The organism is Nocardioides sp. Z13_37 (genome assembly GCF_058355585.1).
Map to the genome: position 1 here is coordinate 678,092 of NZ_JBZGDV010000002.1, position 18,827 is coordinate 696,918.

Consider the following 18,827-nt stretch of genomic DNA (forward strand, 5'->3'; position numbering starts at 1 on the left):
TGCGTGGATGCCCTCGCCGAGCTCGTGGAGTCCCTGCCCGACGGTGTCGTCGCGACCGACCCGGCGACGCTGGAGAGCTACCGCCACGACTGGTCGCGCGACGTCGGCGCCGGCACCCCGCTCGCGGTGGTGCGCGCCGAGGACGCCGCCCAGGTGCAGGCCGCGGTGCGCTGGGCGGCCGGGCACGGCGTCCCGGTCGTGCCCCGCGGGGCCGGGTCCGGCCTGTCGGGAGGCGCCAGCGCCGTCGACGGCGGCATCGTGCTCAGCCTGGAGAGGATGCGCGGCATCGAGATCGACACCGACTGCCAGGTCGCCGTCGTCGAGCCCGGCGCGCTCAACGCGGAGGTCAAGGCCGCCTCGCGCGAGCACGGGCTCTGGTACCCGCCCGACCCGTCGTCCTTCGAGATCTGCTCGATCGGCGGCAACGTGGCGACCAACGCCGGCGGGCTGTGCTGCGTGAAGTACGGCGTCACCACCGACTACGTCCTCGGCCTCGACGTCGTCCTCGCCGACGGCACGCTGATCACCCTGGGCGGGAAGCGGATCAAGGACGTCGCGGGGCTGTCGCTCGTGAAGCTCTTCGTCGGCTCCGAGGGCACGCTCGGCATCGTCACCCGGGCGATCCTGCGGCTGGTGCCGGTGCCGCTGCCGCCCGCGACGCTCGTGGCGTCGTTCGCCTCGGTCGTGGCCGCTGCCGAGGCGGTCGTCGCGGTGCGCCGCACGCTGCGGCCCTCGATGATGGAGCTGATGGACCGGGCCACGATCAACGCGGTCGAGGACTACGCGCCGCGCGGGCTGGACCGCACCGCGGGAGCGCTGCTGCTCGTGCAGTCCGACGCGCCGGGGGAGGCCCGGGTGGCCGAGATCGCGGTCGTGGAGGCGGCCTGCATCGCTGCCGGTGCGAGCGAGGTCGTGCTCACCGACGACCCGGCCGAGGGGGAGATGTTCGTCGAGGCGCGGCGGATGTCGTTCCCGGCGATCGAGGCGCGCGGTGCGCTGCTGCTCGAGGACGTCGGCGCCGCGGTGCCGCTGCTCCCCGACCTGCTGGCCGCGGTCACCGAGATCGCCGCGCGCCACGACGTCGAGATCCCGACCGTCGCCCACGCGGGCGACGGCAACACCCACCCGATCATCGTCTACGACGCCGCCGACCCCGCCTCCGAGCGGCGGGCGCGCGCCGCGTTCGACGACATCCTGCAGGCCGCGATCGGGCTCGGCGGCACGATCACCGGCGAGCACGGGGTGGGGCGCACGAAGAAGTCCGCGCTGCCCGACCAGCTCGGCGAGGACGTGATGGCCCTGACCCGGCGGATCAAGGACGCCCTCGACCCGGCCGGCATCCTCAACCCCGGGGCGGTGCTGTGACGGGCGCCGATTGGCTACGGTCGGTCCCATGATCCGCGAGCGGCACCTCTTCGGCCCCGGCCCGTCCAACCCCTACCCCGAGGCCACCCGCGCGCTCGCCGAGCCGCTGCTGGGTCACCTCGACCCCGAGTTCCTCCGGATCATGGACGAGACCTGCGACATGCTCCGCACGGTCTGGGGCACCGGCAACGCCCGCACGCTGCCGCTCAGCGCCACGGGCTCGGCCGGCATGGAGGCGGCGTTCGTCAACACCGTCCACCCCGGCGACGTCGTCGTCGTGGCGGTCAACGGCCTCTTCGGCCAGCGGATGACCGACGTCGCAGCCCGCTGCGGCGCCGAGGTCGTCGCGGTCGAGCACGAGTGGGGACAGCCGGTCGACGTCGACCGCGTCCTGTCGGCCCACGACTCGCCGGCGGTCATCGCCGCAGTCCACGCCGAGACCTCGACGGGCGCGCGCTCCGACATCGCCGCGCTCGGCGCCGGCAAGGGCGACGCGCTGCTGCTCACCGACGCTGTCACCTCGATCGGCGGGATCGAGCTGCGCGCCGACGACTGGGGCATCGACATCGGCTACGCCGGCACCCAGAAGTGCCTCGGCGTGGCGCCCGGCCTCGCGCCGTTCACGATCAACGACCGCGCCTTCGAGCGCCGCGTCGAGAAGCCGCGCTCGTGGTACCTCGACCTCGGCATGCTCGGCGGCTATGTCGGCGAGGCCGGGGTCAAGGACGGCGGCACGGGGCAGCGGACCTACCACCACACCGCGCCCACCGCGATGGTCGCCAGCCTCCACGGCGGCCTGACCCGCATCCTGGAGGAGGGTCTCGAGGCCGTGTGGGCGCGCCACCAGGCCGCCGGCGACGCGCTGCAGGCCGGGCTCCAGGAGATGGGCCTCGAGCTGTTCGCCGCCGAGGGCAGCCGGCTCCCCGAGCTCACCACCGTCAAGGTGCCCGAGGGCGTCGACTCCGCTGCGGTGCGCGCGGAGCTGCTCCAGCGCTACGGCATCGAGATCGGCGCGGGTGCCGGGGCGTACGCCGCCAGCGTGTGGCGGATCGGGCTGATGGGTCGCAACGCCCGCCCCGACGCGGTGCTCCTCGTGCTGGCCGCGCTGAAGGACGTGCTCGGTCGCTGACCGCCCCGTGCCACGCCTTGTGCCACGCCTTGTGCCACGCCGCGTGCAACCGTCTCCGGCGCGCGCCCGTGCCGTAGGGTGAGCGGCGCTGAGCGTCCCCAGTCTTCAGCCTCCCCGAGGACGGTGGGAGCGGTCTGATCCGGTGAGGAGCCCGCGTTGTACCTGAAGAGCCTGACCCTCAAGGGGTTCAAGTCCTTCGCCTCCTCGACGACACTGCAGCTCGAGCCGGGCATCACCTGCATCGTCGGCCCCAACGGCTCCGGCAAGTCCAACGTCGTCGACGCCCTCGCGTGGGTGATGGGCGAGCAGGGCGCCAAGAGCCTGCGCGGCGGCAAGATGGAGGACGTCATCTTCGCCGGCACGTCGGGTCGCCCGCCGCTGGGTCGCGCCGAGGTGCAGCTGACCATCGACAACTCCGACGGCGCGCTGCCGATCGACTACGCCGAGGTCACGATCAGCCGCACGATGTTCCGCAACGGCGGCTCGGAGTACGCCATCAACGGCAGCAGCTGCCGGCTCCTCGACGTGCAGGAGCTGCTGAGCGACTCCGGCATCGGCCGCGAGATGCACGTGATCGTCGGGCAGGGCCAGCTCGACTCGATCCTGCACGCCACCCCCGAGGACCGTCGCGGCTTCATCGAGGAGGCGGCCGGCGTCCTCAAGCACCGCAAGCGCAAGGAGAAGGCGCTCCGCAAGCTCGACGCCACCGACGGCAACCTCACCCGCCTGGCCGACCTGCTCTCCGAGATCCGCCGCCAGCTCAAGCCGCTCGGCCGCCAGGCCGAGGTCGCGCGGCAGGCGCAGACCGTGCAGGCCGACGTGCGCGACGCCCGCGCGCGCCTGCTCGCCGACGACCTCGTCAGCGCGCGCACCGCCCTCGAGTCCGAGATGGCCGACGAGACCCTGCTGGTGCAGAGGCGCGAGCAGGTCGAGGCCGAGATCGCCGCCGGACGCGAGAAGGAGGCCGGCCTGGAGGCGGCCCTGCGCGACGACCTGCCCCGGCTGGCCGCGGCACAGGAGACGTGGTTCGCCCTGTCCGGGCTCAAGGAGCGACTGCGCGGCACCGCGTCGCTGGCCGACGAGCGGATCCGCAACGCCGCCGGCGCGAGCGAGGGCGACACCGTCGACTCCGGTCGCGACCCCGACGACCTCGAGGCCCAGGCCGAGCGGGTACGCCGCCAGGAGGCGGAGATCGCCGCCCAGGTCGAGCAGCAGCGCGCCGCCCTCGACGCCGCCGTCGTCGCCAAGCGGGCGGCCGAGGAGGCCGCGGCCGCGGAGGACAAGCGCATCGCGGCCCTCCAGCGCGCCGCCGCCGACCGCCGGGAGGGCCTCGCCCGGCTGACCGGACAGGTCAACGCGCTCAAGTCGCGCTCCGAGGCGGCCGACGCGGAGATCCAGCGGCTCACCGAGGCCCGCGAGGACGCCGTCGCCCGCGCCGAGCGCGCCCAGCGCGACTTCACCGCACTGGAGACCCGCGTCGCGGGCCTCGACGCCGGCGAGGAGGGCCTCGACACCGAGCACGAGGACGCCGTCGCGGCCCTCGACGAGATCGACGAGCAGCTCGCCCGGGCCCGCGAGGACGCCCAGGAGGCCGAGCGCGAGCGCACCGGGCTGGTCGCGCGCCGCGACGCGCTCGAGCTGGGCCTCAACCGCAAGGACGGCGTCGGCGCGCTGCTCGCCGCGACGGACGAGGTGGCCGGGCTCCTCGGCTCCGTCGCCGCGCTCCTCGACGTCGACCACGGCTACGAGACGGCCGTGGCGGCCGCGCTCGGCTCCGCCGCCGACGCCGTCGTGGTCTCCGACGCCGCCGCGGCCCTCGACGCGATCGGCCACCTCAAGGCCGACGACCTCGGTCGCGCCGGGATGCTGCTCGGGGGCGCGCCCGCCACCGACCGCGACTGGCCGGCCCTGCCCGACCGCGCGACCTACGCCGTCGACGTCGTCTCCGCGCCCGACGACGTACGTCCCGCGCTGGTGCGGCTCCTCGACCGCGTGGCCGTCGTCGACGACCTGGCCGCCGCCCGGGGCCTGGTCGCCGACCACCCCGACGTCGTCGCGGTGACCCGCGAGGGCGACCTGCTCGGCGCGCACTTCGCGGCCGGCGGCTCGTCCAGCCAGCCGAGCCTGATCGAGATCCAGGCGGCCGTCGACGAGGCCGGCACCCGGCTCGCCGACGCAACCGCGACCGCCGAGCGCCTCGGGTTCGAGATCTCGCGGCTCGAGGCCGCTCGGCACGACGCCGTCAAGCGCGTCGACGTCGCGCTGGCCAAGCTGCACGAGTCCGACGCGACGCTCGCCGCGGTGGCCGAGGAGCTCGGCCAGTACGGCTCGCAGGCCCGTGCCGCCAAGGGGGAGGCCGACCGGCTCGAGCGGGCGATCGCCACGGCCCGCGAGGCCCGCGAGACCGCGCTCGCCGGACTGGTCGACCTCGAGGCCCGCCTGGCCGCGGCCGAGGACGTCACCGACGAGGAGCCCGACACGAGCGAGCGCGAGCGGCTGGCCGAGGCCGCCCGCGAGGCGCGCCAGGCCGAGATGGACGCCCGCCTCGCGCTGCGCACGGCCGAGGAGCGTGCCCGCGCGCTGCACGGACGTGCCGACTCCCTGCTCCGCGCCGCACAGGCCGAGCGCGAGTCCCGCGCCCGCGCCGCCGAGCGACGCGAGCGGCTGATCCGCGAGGGACGCGCCGCCGAGGCGGTGTCGTCCGCCGTGCGCGTCGTGCTGCACCAGCTCGAGCGCTCGGTCATGCTGGCCGCCGACGAGCGGGCCGCCGTGGAGGAGTCACGGCAGGGCAGCGAGCAGGAGCTCATGGCCGTGCGCACCCGGCTGCGCGACCTCGCCCGCGAGCACGACGAGCTGGTCAGCTCGGTCCACCGCGACGAGATGGCCCGCACCCAGCAGAAGATGCGCATCGAGCAGCTCGAGGAGCGCGCGCTGGAGGAGCTCGGGCTCGACCCCGACGGCCTGGTCGCCGACTACGGCCCGGACGCCCCGATCCCGTTCACCGGCGAGGTGCCGGAGGGGGAGGAGCCGCCCGAGCCCACGGCGTACGTCCGCGAGGAGCAGGTCAAGCGGCTGCGCGCGGCGGAGCGATCGCTGTCGATGCTGGGCCGGGTCAACCCGCTCGCGCTCGAGGAGTTCTCCGCGATGGAGGAGCGGCACAAGTTCCTCACCGAGCAGCTCGAGGACCTCAAGCGCACCCGCAAGGACCTCCTCGACATCGTGCGCGAGGTCGACACCCGCGTGGAGCAGGTCTTCACCGAGGCCTACGCCGACGTGGAGAAGGCCTTCGACCAGACGTTCGCCCGGCTGTTCCCCGGCGGCGAGGGCCGCCTGGTCCTCACCGACCCCGGCGACATGCTCAACACCGGCATCGAGGTCGAGGCCCGCCCGGCAGGCAAGAAGGTCAAGCGGCTCTCGCTGCTGTCCGGCGGCGAGAGGTCCCTCGTCGCGGTCGCCTTCCTCGTCGCGCTCTTCAAGGCCCGGCCCTCGCCGTTCTACATCCTCGACGAGGTGGAGGCAGCGCTGGACGACACCAACCTCGGGCGCCTGCTGGAGATCTACGAGGAGCTGCGCGAGAACTCCCAGCTGCTCGTCATCACCCACCAGAAGCGCACGATGGAGGTCGGCGACGCCCTCTACGGCGTGACGATGCGCGGCGACGGCGTGTCGGCGGTCATCAGCCAGCGCCTGCGCGACGCCGAGAGCGCATGAGCGCCGCAGGGGGCAGCACCCGACGGCGCCGGCCGACCCGGGCCGACTACGTCGCCTGGCGCAGTGCGACGACGAGGTGGCGCGACGACGACGCCTACGGCCACCTCAACAACGCGACCTACTACGAGCTGTTCGACACGGCCGTCAACGCCCACCTCTACGAGGCCACCGGCGTCGACGTCCGCGCGCTGCCCCAGATCGGCGTGGTCGCCGAGACCGGCTGCCACTACTACCGCGAGATCGGCTTCCCGGAGCCGATCGAGATGGGCCTGGTCGTGGACAAGGTCGGCACCAGCTCGATCGTCTACCGCATCGGGCTCTTCCAGGGGCCCTCCGACGAGGCGGCGGCCGAGGGGCGCTTCGTCCACGTCTACGTCGACAACGCCCGCGGCGCCGGTGACCGGCCCGTGGTGCCCGTGCCCGACGTGGTGCGGGCCGCGGTCGTCCCGCTCCTGCGGCCGGAGGCGTGAGGGTCGCCACACCCACGACTCGCCCGGCCCGGCTCGATGCGGGACGCTCCGCCGCGGTGTGTCACGGTGGAATGGACCCGACCGGCCCCACCTCGGAGGAACCCCGTGCTCGCGATCATCCTCATGATGTCCCTGGGCGTGCTCGTCGCCGCCGCCGTAGCGGTCTACGTCGCCTACCCCCACCGCGGCGAGAAGCTGCCCGTGGCGCCTCAGCTCGGCACCGCCATGCGCAAGGGCGTCGACTCGCTGCCCACGCTGGAGGACTCCGAGTCCCGCACCTGAGTCGCCACGCGTCTCCGGCGCACGGCACACCGCCCGACCGGGACGCCGGACGGTGGTGGTTGGATTGGGCCCATGGATGACTGGCTCTATCTGATCATCGCCATCGCAGTCGTCGGCGTCCTCACGCTCGGCGCGCTGCTCACCTCGGGACGCCGGCGCACGTCGGCGCCCCCGAGCGGCGGCACGGACGTCATCGCGCCGCCGCCGACCGAGGCCGACGTCGCGACCGAGGCGCCGCCCGAGCCCGCCGTGGGCACCGCCGAGCCGACCGCCCCCGCGGCGCCTGAGGCACCGGCGGCCCCGACCGTCGAGAAGCCCGAGAGCACGGCGTCGCGGCTCGTCCGGCTGCGCCAGCGCCTCTCCCGCTCCCAGGGCGGGCTGGGCAAGGGCATCCTGGCCCTCCTCAGCCGCGACCGCCTCGACGAGGACACCTGGGAGGCGATCGAGGACACCCTCCTCACCGCCGACGTCGGGGTCGCGCCCACCCAGGCGCTCGTGGAGCGGCTGCGCACCCGGCTGCGGGTCGAGGGCGGCCAGGCGCCGGACGCCCGCGAGGTGCTGCGCGAGGAGCTCATCGAGCTCGTCGGCACCGACCTCGACCGCCGGGTGCAGGTGACCGGCACCGACGGCAAGCCCGGTGTCGTGCTGGTCGTCGGCGTCAACGGCGCCGGCAAGACCACGACGGTCGGCAAGATCGCCCGGATCCTCGTCGCCGAGGACCTGTCGGTCACCCTCGGTGCCGCCGACACGTTCCGCGCGGCCGCCGTCGACCAGCTCGCCACGTGGGGCGAGCGGGTGGGCGTCGAGGTGGTCCGCGGCCCCGAGGGCGGCGACCCGGCGAGCGTGGCGTTCGAGGCCGTCAAGCACGGGATGGACAACGGCGTCGACACCGTGCTCATCGACACCGCCGGCCGCCTGCAGAACAAGGCCGGCCTGATGGACGAGCTCGGCAAGATCAAGCGGGTCATCGAGAAGCAGGCCGACGTCACCGAGGTGCTCCTCGTCCTCGACGCCACCACGGGTCAGAACGGCCTCATCCAGGCCCGCGTCTTCAGCGAGATCGTCGACGTCACGGGCATCGTGCTCACCAAGCTCGACGGCTCCGCCAAGGGCGGCATCGTGGTGCAGGTGCAGCGCGAGCTGGGCGTCCCGGTCAAGCTCGTCGGCCTCGGCGAGGGCCCCGACGACATGGCGCCGTTCGACGCGGCCGCGTTCGTCGACGCACTGCTCGGCTGACGAATGGGCGCGTTCTGACGCCGCTGGAGGGTCGAGTGGGCGCGTCGTGGCGTCGCTGGGCGGTCGAGTCGGCGCGTCTTGGCGCTGCGGGGCTGTCGAGTCGGCGCGTCGTGGCGCTGCTGGGCTGTCGAGTCGGCGCGTCGTGGCGCTGCTGGGCTGTCGAGTCGGCGCGTCCTGGCGCCGCTGCGCGGTCGAGTCGGCGCGTCCTCGCGTTCCATCCGTCAGGACGAGCCGGCTCGACGCCCCTGGGGTGTCAGGACGAGCCGGCTCGACGGGTGTGGGGTGTCAGGACGAGCCGGCTCGACGGGTGTGGGGTGTCAGGACGAGCCGGGTCGACGGGTGTGGGGTGTCAGGACGAGCCGGGTCGACGGGTGTGGGGTGTCAGGACGAGCCGGGTCGACGGGTCTGGGGTGTCAGGACGAGCCGGGTCGACGGGTCTGGGGTGTCAGGACGGGCCGACTCGACGGGTCTGGGCGGTCAGGACGGGCCGACTCGACGGGTCTGGGCGGTCAGGACGGGCCGACTCGACGGGTCTGGGGTGTCAGGACGAGCCGACTCGACAGTCCGCCAGGCCGTCAGCGGCGGGCCAGCAGGCTCCGCACGGCATCGTCGATCAGCGTCTCGGCGCGCTTGTCGAAGCTGTGCTCGGCGATGATGCGCATCGCGATCTCGCGACGGGTCGCGTCGTCGGGGAACGCGTCGTAGGGCGGCTGCACGAGGCGGGCCAGCTCATGCTCGTTGTCGAAGGGGAGCACCAGGCCGGAGAAGATCTCCTCCAGCCCGTCGATGCGGTCGCTGAGGATCCTGGCCCCGCAGGCCGCGGCGTCGAAGAGCCGGTTGGAGGCGAAGCTGTCGCGGCGCATGTCGAGGTGGTGGTCGTTGAGCACGATGCCGGCCGAGGCGTAGAGCACGCCGACCTCGCGGTTGTCGACGCCGCCGGAGGCGATCTGGTCGCGCTCGACGAAGTCGGTCCAGTCGTTGCCGTGCAGGGTGAGATCGGCGCCGATGGCCAGCGCGCTGCGCACGGCGTAGCGGTAGATGCCGCGTGAGTTGCCGACGAAGAGCAGCGCCGGGCCCGTGTCGGGCCGGGCGCGGTCGGGGTGGAACCAGCGCGTGTCGGTGCACTGGAGCAGCGGCGTGACGGGGGTGCCCCACTCGCGGCTCACCCGCTCGGACCAGCTGGTGCTGGCGGCGTAGACGAGGTCGAAGCCGGCCACCTCGTCGGGCGTGATCATGTCGGGGTGGCTGATGATCCACTCGACGTTGAGCAGTCCCGGGCGCGGCGTGACACGGTCGAGGCCGCGGAGCACCAGCAGCACGTCGTCGTGGTCGCGCGAGTCGCGGTGCCGGGCGTCCCGCCGGTCGATAGCGACGTGCTGGCCGCGTCGTTCGAGGGCCTCGGCCAGCGACCGTGCGAAGTAGGTGTCGCCCCACCGGTCGCCGCGCTGGGCGGCCGGCGCGGCGATGTCGACGGCCCACCGCAGCCGCGGGGGTGACTCGCGGATGCCCTCGACAGCGCGCACCACCAGCTCGGGCACCAGCACCGCGGGCGCGGCCGGGTCGTCGGGGTCGGCGGTGACCCGGCGGTTGCGCTCGTCGGTCACCTCGAGCCCGGCGGTGAGCAGCTGCTCGTGGGAGTCGTCGGGAAGCGGGTGCGGCACGTCCAGCACGGTGGCGCGCAGCGACGACAGGGCGCCGATGAGCTCCTCGACGTCGGCGTAGGCGGTGCGGGAGGTGATCACGGTGTCGGGTACGAGCACCGTGCGGCCCAGCCCGGCCTGCGCGGCCCGGAGCCCGAGGTCGGTCTCGGCGAGCACGGTGCGGAACCGCGCGCCGAGCCCGTGCAGGGCGACGGCCGTGTCGGTGCGCAGCGCCACCAGGGGGGCGGCGGGAGCCGCGACTGTGGTCGTGCCGATCCGCAGCGCGTCGCTGGTGGGCAGGCCGGAGAGGAACAGCTCGGGGTGGGGGTTGTCGGGTGCGAAGCGCGCCCCGGCGCTGAGCACCACGCCGTCGAGGTCGACGACCAGGGGCTGGGCCAGCCCGACCCCGGGCTCGCGGAGCACGCCCGCGAGCCGCTCGGCGATCGGCTGCCGCGGGGGCATCGCCTCGGGCCGGACCAGCAGCAGGGTGCTGCCGGCGGCCTGGGTGATGCCGACGTTGGTGGCCACCGACATCGAGACGTTGGCCGGGACCGAGACGAAGCGGGCCCGCGAGATGACCGCGGCGATCGACGCGGCCAGCACGTGGTGCGCCCGGCGCAGGCGGACGCCGACGAGCACGAGCTCGGAGCCCTCGCGCGGCACCGAGCCCAGCCACTCGACGGTGCGACGCGGCTCCGGGCCGACCGGCATGACGTGGCTGACGAGCGCCTCGTCGGTCTCGCGCGCCGCCGCCTCCTCCCAGTCGACGAGCTGGCGCTCGAGGACCGCGGAGTCCCAGTCGTCGGCGAAGCCCGCCGGCGGCGCGTCGGGACGCCTGAGCACGGGCACGTCGACGGCGAGCGGCTCGTGGTCGCGGGTGAGCCGGAGCACCAGGTCGCGCTCGACCGCGCCGCCGAGGGCCTCGTCAAAGCCCCCGACGTCCTTGACGGCGTCGCGCCGCAGCAGGGCGGTGGCGAGGTCGACCGGGCGTCCGGCGAGGAGCTCGTGGCGCGAGCGGCCGACCGCCCCGGCGCCGGCCAGCACGGCGGCCGCGCCGCTCTCGTGGGCGTGCGCGAGCAGGTCGCGGAGCATGTCGGGCAGCCACTCGCGCCCGAGCGGGAGGAAGGCGACGTGCTCGGCGGTCCCGTGCTCGAGGGCGACGTTGAGCGCCCGGGCGCGGCTGCACCGCGACTCGCGCACGAGCGTGATCCGGTCGTCGAAGGCCGCCACGCCCTGGAGCACCGCCGCCGTGTCGTCGTGCGAGCCCCGGTCGACGGCGACGAGGTGCCAGTCGGTGAACGACTGCGCCTGCAGCGACGCCACCGTCCGGCGCACCAGCGGTCCGTCGTCCTGGGCCGCCATCACGACGGTCACGGCGGGGGAGGCGCCCGTCAGGGCCGGGAGCTCAGGGGTCGGCCCGACCAGCGGGGGACGCTCGCGCACGACCTCGTCGCGCCACTGGGCGGCGGCAGCGATGGCGGCCGCGCGGTAGGTGGACCAGGAGACCTTGCGGGGCAGGATGCGCGTGGGCAGCGGCGTGGCCGGCCCGGAGACCGACAGCCAGTAGGACAGCGCGCCGTAGGGGTGGTGCCGGGCCTCGGGGTAGGCGGCGAAGACGATGCGCGGGTCGACCAGCGGGTGCGGCGCGATGCGGTTGCGGCGGCGGCGCTCGGAGACGTACCAGAGCACGGGGTGCTGGCCGGCGCGCTGCCACGAGCGGCGTCGCCCGATCCACTGCGCCTCGAAGAGCGGGTGCGGGGAGACGTCGCCGGCCTCCACCACCGCGCGCGCGGCCTCGGCGGGGGAGGCGAAGGTGGTGCCGAGCTGGGCGGCGACGTAGTCGACGTCGATGAGGCCGGAGTCGACCATCACGTCGGCGGCGTCGTCGAGCCGCACCTGGCCGTGCCGGCGGCGGTCACCGCGCATCGGAGTACCTCACCCGCGGGAAGAGGGGCTCGAGGGCCAGCGGGGTCGGCAGCAGTCGCTCGGTGTCGCGCAGCGGGTAGTACTGGGCGGTCTCCTCGAGGAACTCGCGCACCCCCTCGAAGCGCTGGGGGAAGCGGCGCTCGCACAGCTCGAGCAGGCGCCGGGCGTCGAGGTTGTAGGGGTCGTAGCGCAGGGTGTCGATCTTGACGTAGGGCAGGCGGGCGTTGTCGAGCACCCGATCGGCCAGGCTGCGGGCGGGGTTCCACGGCTCGTTGGCGCGCTCGCGCCACTCGCGGACCTCGGCCCGGGTGCGGGGGAAGTGGGAGCGGTGGGCGGCCCACCAGCGCATCCGCTCGCGGGCGATGCGGCGGTCCTCGGGCGTCTCCCGGAAGTAGGTGTCGGAGGCGAACCCCGCCTCGTAGAGCCGGTGCGACATGCCGACCTCGTAGCGGCGGATGACCTGGCGCCGCTTCGAGATCGGCTCCATCTCCTCCCAGAACGTCGTGAACGCCCTGGAGCCGACCACCCACGGGCGGAAGGCGATGAAGAAGGACTGGATGTGCGGCGCGACGCGCTCGGCCGCGGTCAGGCCCCAGAAGTCGCACGGACGCGTGGCCATCTCGGCGAAGACCGGGTCGTAGGAGTCGAGGGCGAAGACGTAGGTGTCGTTGCAGACCACCACCTCGTCGTAGGCCGTGAGGTCACCGGCGGCGTCGAGGCCGACCTTGTAGCTGAAGAAGTCGTAGCCGTAGTTGGCGCGCTCGACCAGCACGGCCCGCTCGCTCAGCCAGGCGCGCGCGGAGTCCTGCAGGCTCGCCGTGGTGCACACGAGGAGCGTGTCGACCGACGCGGCGAGCGCCTCCACCTGGCCTCGCACGTGGGGCCGCAGCTCCCCGGCGACGTCGTAGTGCGCCATCACGGCCAGTCTGGACACGGCCGAACACTAACAAGGTGGCACCGGACCCCGATCCGTTCACACACCCGTAACACGAGCGCTCATTCCGTTGCGTGCGCGCAACATCCGTCGCGGCCCGGTGAAACGTCGTCCGCGCAGGCTGCGGGTCATCACGTGGGCACCGGCATGACATCGGCGTCATGCCCGGGTGACCAACCCCGCTCCGTACGTGCTCAACTCCTGGAGGTCCTGTGGACGGCTATTACGCCTTCATGCTGGTGGCGACTGCCTTCGTCCTGATGATGACGGTGCCCGCGCTGGCGCTGTTCTACGGCGGCATGTCGCGCTCGAAGTCCGTGCTCAACATGATGATGATGTCGTACGTGGCTGCGGCCATCGTCGGCATCCTCTACGTCGCTGTCGGCTGGTCGATGGGCTTCGGGGGTGACGGCACCTTCTTCGCCAACCCCTTCGAGCTGCTCTGGCTCGACGGCGTGTCGACCGGCGACTACATCTTCGTGATGTTCCAGATGACCTTCGCGATCATCACCGCCGCGCTGATCAGCGGCGCCGTCGCCGACCGGCTCAAGTTCTCCGCCTGGGTGGTCTTCGTGCCGCTGTGGTCCCTCATCGTCTACTTCCCGATGGCCCACATGGTCTTCAGCTGCACCGACGACTCGCTCATCTGCGGCCGGATCGGCGCGCAGGACTACGCCGGCGGCACCGCCGTCCACATCAACGCCGGCGTCGCGGCCCTCGTGCTCGTGGTGCTGCTCGGCAAGCGCATCGGCTGGCCCCGCGAGCAGATGCGTCCGCACAACCTGACGCTCACCATGCTCGGCGCCGGCCTGCTCTGGATGGGTTGGTACGGCTTCAACGTCGGCTCGATCGTCTTCGGCGACGACCCGGAGACCCAGTTCGCGATGGAGACCGGGCGCACCTTCGCCAACACCACGCTGGCCACCATGGCGGCCATCCTCGGCTGGCTGGTCGTCGAGCGCCTGATCCACAAGAAGGCCACCTCCCTCGGCGCCGCCTCCGGCATCGTCGCCGGCCTGGTTGCGATCACCCCGGCCGCCGGTGCGGTCAACCTCTCCGGTGCCGTGGCGATCGGCCTGATCTCCGGTGGCGTCTGCGCCTGGGCGGTCGGCCTGAAGTACAAGCTCGGCTACGACGACTCGCTCGACGTGGTCGGCGTGCACCTGGTCGGCGGCGTCGTCGGCACCGTCCTGATCGGCGTGTTCTCCACGGCCGAGGGTGCCGGCGGGATCGACGGCCTCCTCTACGGCGGCGGCTTCGGCTCGCTCGCCGACCAGTCGCTCGGCGTCGTCGTGGCCGTCATCTACTCGGGCGTCCTGACCGCCGTGATCGCACTCGCGATCAAGTACACGATGGGCCTGCGCCTCGACGAGGAGGACGAGGTCAACGGGATCGACCTGGCCGCCCACGGCGAGTCGGCGTACGACCTGCACAGCGGCACCAGCGGCGGCGCGAGCAGTGTCCTCGCCTCGTCCACCGCGGCCCCGGCCGCCACCACCAAGACCGAAGGAGCCAGCGCATGAAGCTCGTGACCGCGGTGATCAAGCCGCACAAGTGGGAGGACGTCCGCGAGGCCCTCGAGACCTTCGGGGTCGCCGGGATGACGGTGTCCGAGGTCAGCGGCTACGGCCGCCAGAAGGGCCACACCGAGGTCTACCGGGGCGCGGAGTACGACATCGCCCTCGTCCCCAAGATCCGCATCGAGATCGTGGTCGACGACGCCGACGCCGAGGACGTCGTCGGGATCGTCGTCAAGACCGCGCAGACCGGCAGGATCGGCGACGGCAAGGTCTGGGTGAGCCCGGTCGAGACCGTCGTCCGCGTCCGGACCGGCGAGCAGGACGCGTCCGCTCTCTGATGGCCCCGTCTTCTCGGGACGTGACCGCATGAGCGCAGCAGACCGACGCACCAGGACCACCTCCGCCGACGAGCTCTGCCGGGAGGCGTACGCCTCCTCGGCAGGGCCCGCCACGGGGGTGGCCCTGGTCGCGGTCGGGGGCTACGGCCGGGGCGAGCTGGCCCCCCACTCCGACCTCGACGTCGTCCTCGTCCACGACGACGGGGTCGACCTGGGTGACCTCGGCACCGCCCTGTGGTACCCGCTGTGGGACTCCGGGCGGCGCCTGGACCACGCGGTCCGATCGATGGGCGAGGTCCTCGAGGCCGCGTGCGACCTGCGGGTCGCGCTCGGGCTGCTCGACGTCCGGCACCTCGCCGGCGACCCCGGCCTGAGCCTGCGGCTGCGCACGACCATGCTCGCCGACTGGCGGCGCCGGGCCCGGACGCGGCTGCCGGAGCTGAAGGCGATGACGCTCAAGCGGCACGGCGTCACCGGCGAGCTCGCCCACGCCTCCGTCCCCGACGTCAAGGAGGCGGAGGGCGGCCTGCGGGACGCCGGTGTGCTGCGCGCGATCGAAGCCACCTGGCTCGTCGACGCGTCGACCCCGGCGCTCGAGGCCGCCCGGCAGATGCTCCTCGACGTCCGCGACGAGGTGCAGGACCTGGCCGGGCGCCCCAACGACCGCATCGCCCCCGAGGCGTGGGGCCCGCTCGCGGATCGGCTGGGCCTCGACGACGCCGAGGCCGCCCAACGCCACGTCCGCTCGCTCGGGCGCCGCATCGGCCACCTGTCGCGCCTGGCGTGGCGTCGTACCGACGCGGTGACGGCTCGCCCCACGGGGGAGCGGAGCCGCCGCACGCCGGCGCTGGAGCGGATCGCGCCCGGCATCGCGCTCTCGCGCGGCGAGGTCGTCCTCGACGCGGGCACCCGACCCGCCGACGACCCCACCCTCCTGCTGCGCGCGGCGGCGGAGGCCGCGAGCCGCGACGCCGTCCTCGCGCCCACCACCGCCGCCCGCCTGGTGCGGGAGGGGGGCGCCCTCCCGGTGCCCTGGCCCGCCGCGGCCCGCGACGCCCTGGTCCGCCTCCTGGCGAGCGGGCCGGGACTGCTGCCCGTGTGGGAGACCCTCGACGAGGTCGAGGGCATCGACACCTTCCTGCCCGAGTGGGAGCAGATCCGGCTCCTGCCGCACGCCTCGGCCATCCACCGCTTCACCGTCGACCGGCACGTCGTGGAGACCTGCGCCGAGGCGGGTGCGCTGATCCGCACCGTCCGGCGACCCGACCTGCTGCTGGTGGCGGCGCTCCTGCACGACATCGGCAAGGGCTCGCTGCACGACCACTCGGTCGCGGGTGAGCCGGTGGCGCGCAAGGTCGTGGCCCGCATGGGCTTCACCGACCTCGACGCCGAGGTGGTCGCCTCGCTGGTGCGCTGGCACCTGCTGCTGGCCGACCTCGCGACCACCCGCGACCCCGACGACCCGGCCACCACCGCCGAGCTGCTCACCCACGTCCCCGACGCGGCCAGCCTCGAGCTGCTGCGCGCCCTCACCGAGGCCGACGCCCGCGCCGCCTCGCCGGCCGCGTGGACGACGTGGCGCGCCTCGCTGGTCGACCGCCTGGTCTCGCGGGCCCGGCACGCGCTGGGCGCCGAGGTCGTCGACGTCGCCGCGCCCGGGTCGGTGCCGGTGCCCGACGTCGTACGCCGCGACCCGACGGCCGTGTCGGTGGAGGTCGACCCGCACGACGTCGGCGCCACCGTCACCGTGGTGGCCGCCGACCGGGTCGGCCTGCTCGCCGACGTGGCCGGCGGGCTCGCCGCGCTGCGGGTGCCCGTGCACGCGGCCCGCGCCTGGGGACAGGTCGACGCCGACGGCGAGTGGGGCATCAGCGCGTGGGAGGTCCCCGACGCCTACCTCGACGCCGCCGTCGTCCGCGAGCGGATCCGGCGGGTCGTCGAGGGCACCGAGCGGCTGCCCGACCTGCCCGCCCGCCCCGACGGCGAGCTGCCGCCCATCGTGGAGGTGCGCCCCGACGCCTCGCGGGCGTCGCTGGTGCTGGAGATCCGCACGTCCGACCGGCCCGGGGTCGTCCACCGCGTCCTCACCACGCTCGCCCGGCTCGGGCTGACCGTGGCGTCAGCGCACGTGTCGACACTGGGTCCCCAGGCCGTCGACGTGTTCTACGTGCAGGAGCTCGGCGGGGTGCGTCCGACCGACGAGCGTGCGGCCGAGGCGGCACACGCGGTGCGCACCGCGCTCGGCGGCTGAGCCCCGCGCGGCTCCGGCGGCTAGTCTTGGGCGTCGTACCACCACCGATCCGCCCCTGATCCACCACCGATGCGAGGGACAGACCCACACCGTGTTCGCCACACTCTCCGACCGCCTTGCCGACACCTTCAAGAACCTGCGTGGCAAGGGTCGTCTCTCCGAGGCCGACATCGACGCCACCGCGCGCGAGATCCGCATCGCGCTGCTCGAGGCCGACGTCGCCCTGCCGGTCGTCAAGGAGTTCGTCGGCGCGGTCAAGGAGCGCGCCCGCTCCGAGGAGGTCAGCGGTGCGCTCAACCCGGCGCAGCAGATCATCAAGATCGTCCACGAGGAGCTCGTCACGATCCTCGGCGGCGAGACCCGCCGCCTGCGCTACGCCAAGACCGGCCCGACCGTCATCATGCTCGCCGGCCTCCAGGGTGCCGGCAAGACCACGCTGGCGGCCAAGCTCGCGCTGTGGCTGAAGGAGCAGGGCAAGACGCCGATGCTCGTCGCGGCCGACCTGCAGCGGCCCAACGCGGTCCAGCAGCTCCAGGTCAACGGCGAGCGGGTCGGCGTGCCGGTCTTCGCCCCCGAGCCCGGCAACGGCACCGGCAACCCGGTCGACGTCGCCCGCGCCTCCCTCGAGGAGGCCAAGCGCAAGGTGCACGACGTCGTCATCATCGACACGGCCGGTCGCCTCGGCGTCGACGAGACCCTCATGCGGCAGGCCGCCGACATCCGCGACGCGGTGCAGCCCGACGAGGTGCTGTTCGTCGTCGACGCGATGATCGGCCAGGACGCCGTCACCACCGCGCAGGCGTTCCTCGACGGCGTCGGCTACGACGGCGTGGTGCTCACCAAGCTCGACGGCGACGCCCGAGGTGGCGCCGCCCTGTCGATCCGCTCGATCACCGGCAAGCCGGTCATGTTCGCCTCCAGCGGCGAGAAGATGACCGACTTCGACCTCTTCCACCCCGACCGGATGGCCTCGCGCATCCTCGACATGGGCGACATGCTCACCCTGATCGAGCAGGCCGAGAAGGCCTTCGACTCCGAGCAGTCGCTCAAGGCGGCCGAGAAGCTCGCCACCAAGGGCGGGTTCACGCTGGAGGACTTCCTCCAGCAGATGATGCAGATCCGCAAGCTCGGCTCGATGACCAAGATCATGGGGATGCTCCCCGGCATGGGGCAGTTCCGCGACCAGCTCGAAAACTTCGACGAGCGCGAGATCGACCGCATCCAGGCGATCATCCAGTCGATGACGCCCGCCGAGCGCGACAACCCCAAGATCATCGACGGCTCGCGCCGTGCCCGCATCGCCGCCGGCTCCGGCCGCCAGGTCTCCGACGTCAACCAGCTCGTCGACCGCTTCTTCGAGGCGCGCAAGATGATGGAGCAGATGGCCCGCGGGGGCGGGGTGCCCGGCATGCCCGGGATGCCCGGCATGCCGGGGCTGGGCGGGGGGAAGCGCGCGGGTGCGCGGCAGGCCCAGGCGAAGGGCAAGAAGGGCAAGAAGCGGGTCTCGGGCAACCCCGCCAAGGCCGCCCAGCAGAAGGCCCAGCAGAAGGCCGCCGCGACCGACAAGGGTGCCAACCCCTTCGGCAACCCCGACGGCGCCGACATCGACTACGAGAAGGCTGCCGAGCAGCTCAACCTCCCCAAGGACTTCTCGCAGTTCCTCAAGTGAGGGTCCTCGTCGTCGACGGCGCCAACGTCGTCGGCTCGGTGCCGGACGGCTGGTGGAAGGACCGTGCGGGGGCGGCACGCCGCCTCCACGAGCGGCTGCTGGTCGCCGACACGTCCTACGACGAGGTCGTGCTCGTGCTGGAGGGGCAGGCCAAGGCGGGCGTCCGGGCGGGCAGGGACGCCCACGTACGCACCGTGCACGCGCCGCGCGACGGCGACGCCACGATCCGCGAGCAGGCCCGTCGCGCCGCGGAGGCGGGTGCGCAGGTCGTGGTGGCGACCGCCGACCGGGCGCTGGCGGCCAACGTCTCGCCCGCCCAGGTGGTCAGTCCGTCGTGGCTGCTCGAGCGGCTGTAG

General features: G+C 73.7%; 13 protein-coding genes. 11 read left to right on the forward strand and 2 right to left on the reverse strand.

Features of this window, described 5'->3' with window-relative positions; all coding sequences use genetic code 11:
- Positions 1-3: 3 nt before the first annotated feature.
- The 6 genes from AC4H2S_RS08250 to ftsY all read left to right on the forward strand — a co-directional run bounded on the left by AC4H2S_RS08250 (position 4) and on the right by ftsY (position 8,193).
- Positions 4-1,365, forward strand: a complete 1,362-nt coding sequence (locus AC4H2S_RS08250) for an FAD-binding oxidoreductase (RefSeq protein WP_491496476.1) — start codon at positions 4-6, stop codon at positions 1,363-1,365.
- A gap of 28 nt (positions 1,366-1,393) precedes the next feature.
- Entirely contained in the window at positions 1,394-2,494 is a 1,101-nt protein-coding gene (locus AC4H2S_RS08255; RefSeq protein ID WP_491496477.1) for a pyridoxal-phosphate-dependent aminotransferase family protein, read from the forward strand.
- 156 nt (positions 2,495-2,650) lie between these two features.
- Entirely contained in the window at positions 2,651-6,205 is a 3,555-nt protein-coding gene (smc, locus tag AC4H2S_RS08260; RefSeq protein ID WP_491496478.1) for a chromosome segregation protein SMC, read from the forward strand.
- Positions 6,202-6,675, forward strand: a complete 474-nt coding sequence (locus AC4H2S_RS08265) for an acyl-CoA thioesterase (RefSeq protein WP_491496479.1) — start codon at positions 6,202-6,204, stop codon at positions 6,673-6,675. Before smc ends, AC4H2S_RS08265 begins: the two co-directional genes overlap by 4 nt.
- Positions 6,676-6,780: 105 nt before the next feature.
- Positions 6,781-6,957, forward strand: a complete 177-nt coding sequence (locus tag AC4H2S_RS08270) for a hypothetical protein (RefSeq protein ID WP_491496480.1) — start codon at positions 6,781-6,783, stop codon at positions 6,955-6,957.
- 72 nt (positions 6,958-7,029) lie between these two features.
- Positions 7,030-8,193, forward strand: a complete 1,164-nt coding sequence (gene ftsY / locus AC4H2S_RS08275) for a signal recognition particle-docking protein FtsY (RefSeq protein WP_491496481.1) — start codon at positions 7,030-7,032, stop codon at positions 8,191-8,193.
- Positions 8,194-8,768: 575 nt separating this feature from the next.
- Here ftsY and AC4H2S_RS08280 read toward each other — a convergent pair.
- Both AC4H2S_RS08280 and AC4H2S_RS08285 read right to left on the reverse strand, forming a co-directional pair.
- Positions 8,769-11,759, reverse strand: coding sequence for a glycosyltransferase family protein (locus AC4H2S_RS08280; protein ID WP_491496482.1), 2,991 nt, complete (start codon positions 11,757-11,759; stop codon positions 8,769-8,771).
- The gene (locus tag AC4H2S_RS08285; RefSeq protein WP_491496483.1) at positions 11,749-12,693 is read right to left on the reverse strand and encodes a rhamnan synthesis F family protein; all 945 of its coding nucleotides are present in this window, start codon (positions 12,691-12,693) and stop codon (positions 11,749-11,751) included. Before AC4H2S_RS08285 ends, AC4H2S_RS08280 begins: the two co-directional genes overlap by 11 nt.
- A 233-nt stretch (positions 12,694-12,926) precedes the next feature.
- Between AC4H2S_RS08285 and AC4H2S_RS08290 the strand changes: the two genes are divergently transcribed.
- The 5 genes from AC4H2S_RS08290 to AC4H2S_RS08310 all read left to right on the forward strand — a co-directional run bounded on the left by AC4H2S_RS08290 (position 12,927) and on the right by AC4H2S_RS08310 (position 18,827).
- Positions 12,927-14,216 carry an ammonium transporter gene (locus AC4H2S_RS08290; RefSeq protein WP_491496484.1) on the forward strand — a complete coding sequence of 430 codons (1,290 nt, stop codon included), beginning with the start codon at positions 12,927-12,929 and terminating at the stop codon, positions 14,214-14,216.
- Complete coding sequence (locus tag AC4H2S_RS08295) at positions 14,213-14,551, forward strand: P-II family nitrogen regulator (RefSeq protein WP_491496485.1); 339 nt, start codon at positions 14,213-14,215, stop codon at positions 14,549-14,551. Before AC4H2S_RS08290 ends, AC4H2S_RS08295 begins: the two co-directional genes overlap by 4 nt.
- A 28-nt stretch (positions 14,552-14,579) precedes the next feature.
- Positions 14,580-16,802, forward strand: coding sequence for a [protein-PII] uridylyltransferase (locus AC4H2S_RS08300; protein WP_491496486.1), 2,223 nt, complete (start codon positions 14,580-14,582; stop codon positions 16,800-16,802).
- 91 nt (positions 16,803-16,893) lie between these two features.
- The gene (ffh, locus tag AC4H2S_RS08305) at positions 16,894-18,471 is read left to right on the forward strand and encodes a signal recognition particle protein (protein WP_491496487.1); all 1,578 of its coding nucleotides are present in this window, start codon (positions 16,894-16,896) and stop codon (positions 18,469-18,471) included.
- Complete coding sequence (locus tag AC4H2S_RS08310; RefSeq protein ID WP_491496488.1) at positions 18,468-18,827, forward strand: hypothetical protein; 360 nt, start codon at positions 18,468-18,470, stop codon at positions 18,825-18,827. The genes ffh and AC4H2S_RS08310 overlap by 4 nt, the downstream gene beginning before the upstream one ends.

Excerpts from the sequence above, each read along its gene's own strand:
- AC4H2S_RS08295 (WP_491496485.1), top strand. The coding sequence starts at position 14,213 with ATGAAGCTCGTGACCGCGGTGATCAAGCCGCACAAGTGGGAGGACGTC.
- AC4H2S_RS08265 (WP_491496479.1), top strand. The coding sequence starts at position 6,202 with ATGAGCGCCGCAGGGGGCAGCACCCGACGGCGCCGGCCGACCCGGGCC.
- AC4H2S_RS08300 (WP_491496486.1), top strand. The coding sequence starts at position 14,580 with ATGAGCGCAGCAGACCGACGCACCAGGACCACCTCCGCCGACGAGCTC.
- AC4H2S_RS08280 (WP_491496482.1), bottom strand. The coding sequence starts at position 11,759 with ATGCGCGGTGACCGCCGCCGGCACGGCCAGGTGCGGCTCGACGACGCC.
- AC4H2S_RS08255 (WP_491496477.1), top strand. The coding sequence starts at position 1,394 with ATGATCCGCGAGCGGCACCTCTTCGGCCCCGGCCCGTCCAACCCCTAC.
- ftsY (WP_491496481.1), top strand. The coding sequence starts at position 7,030 with ATGGATGACTGGCTCTATCTGATCATCGCCATCGCAGTCGTCGGCGTC.
- AC4H2S_RS08290 (WP_491496484.1), top strand. The coding sequence starts at position 12,927 with ATGCTGGTGGCGACTGCCTTCGTCCTGATGATGACGGTGCCCGCGCTG.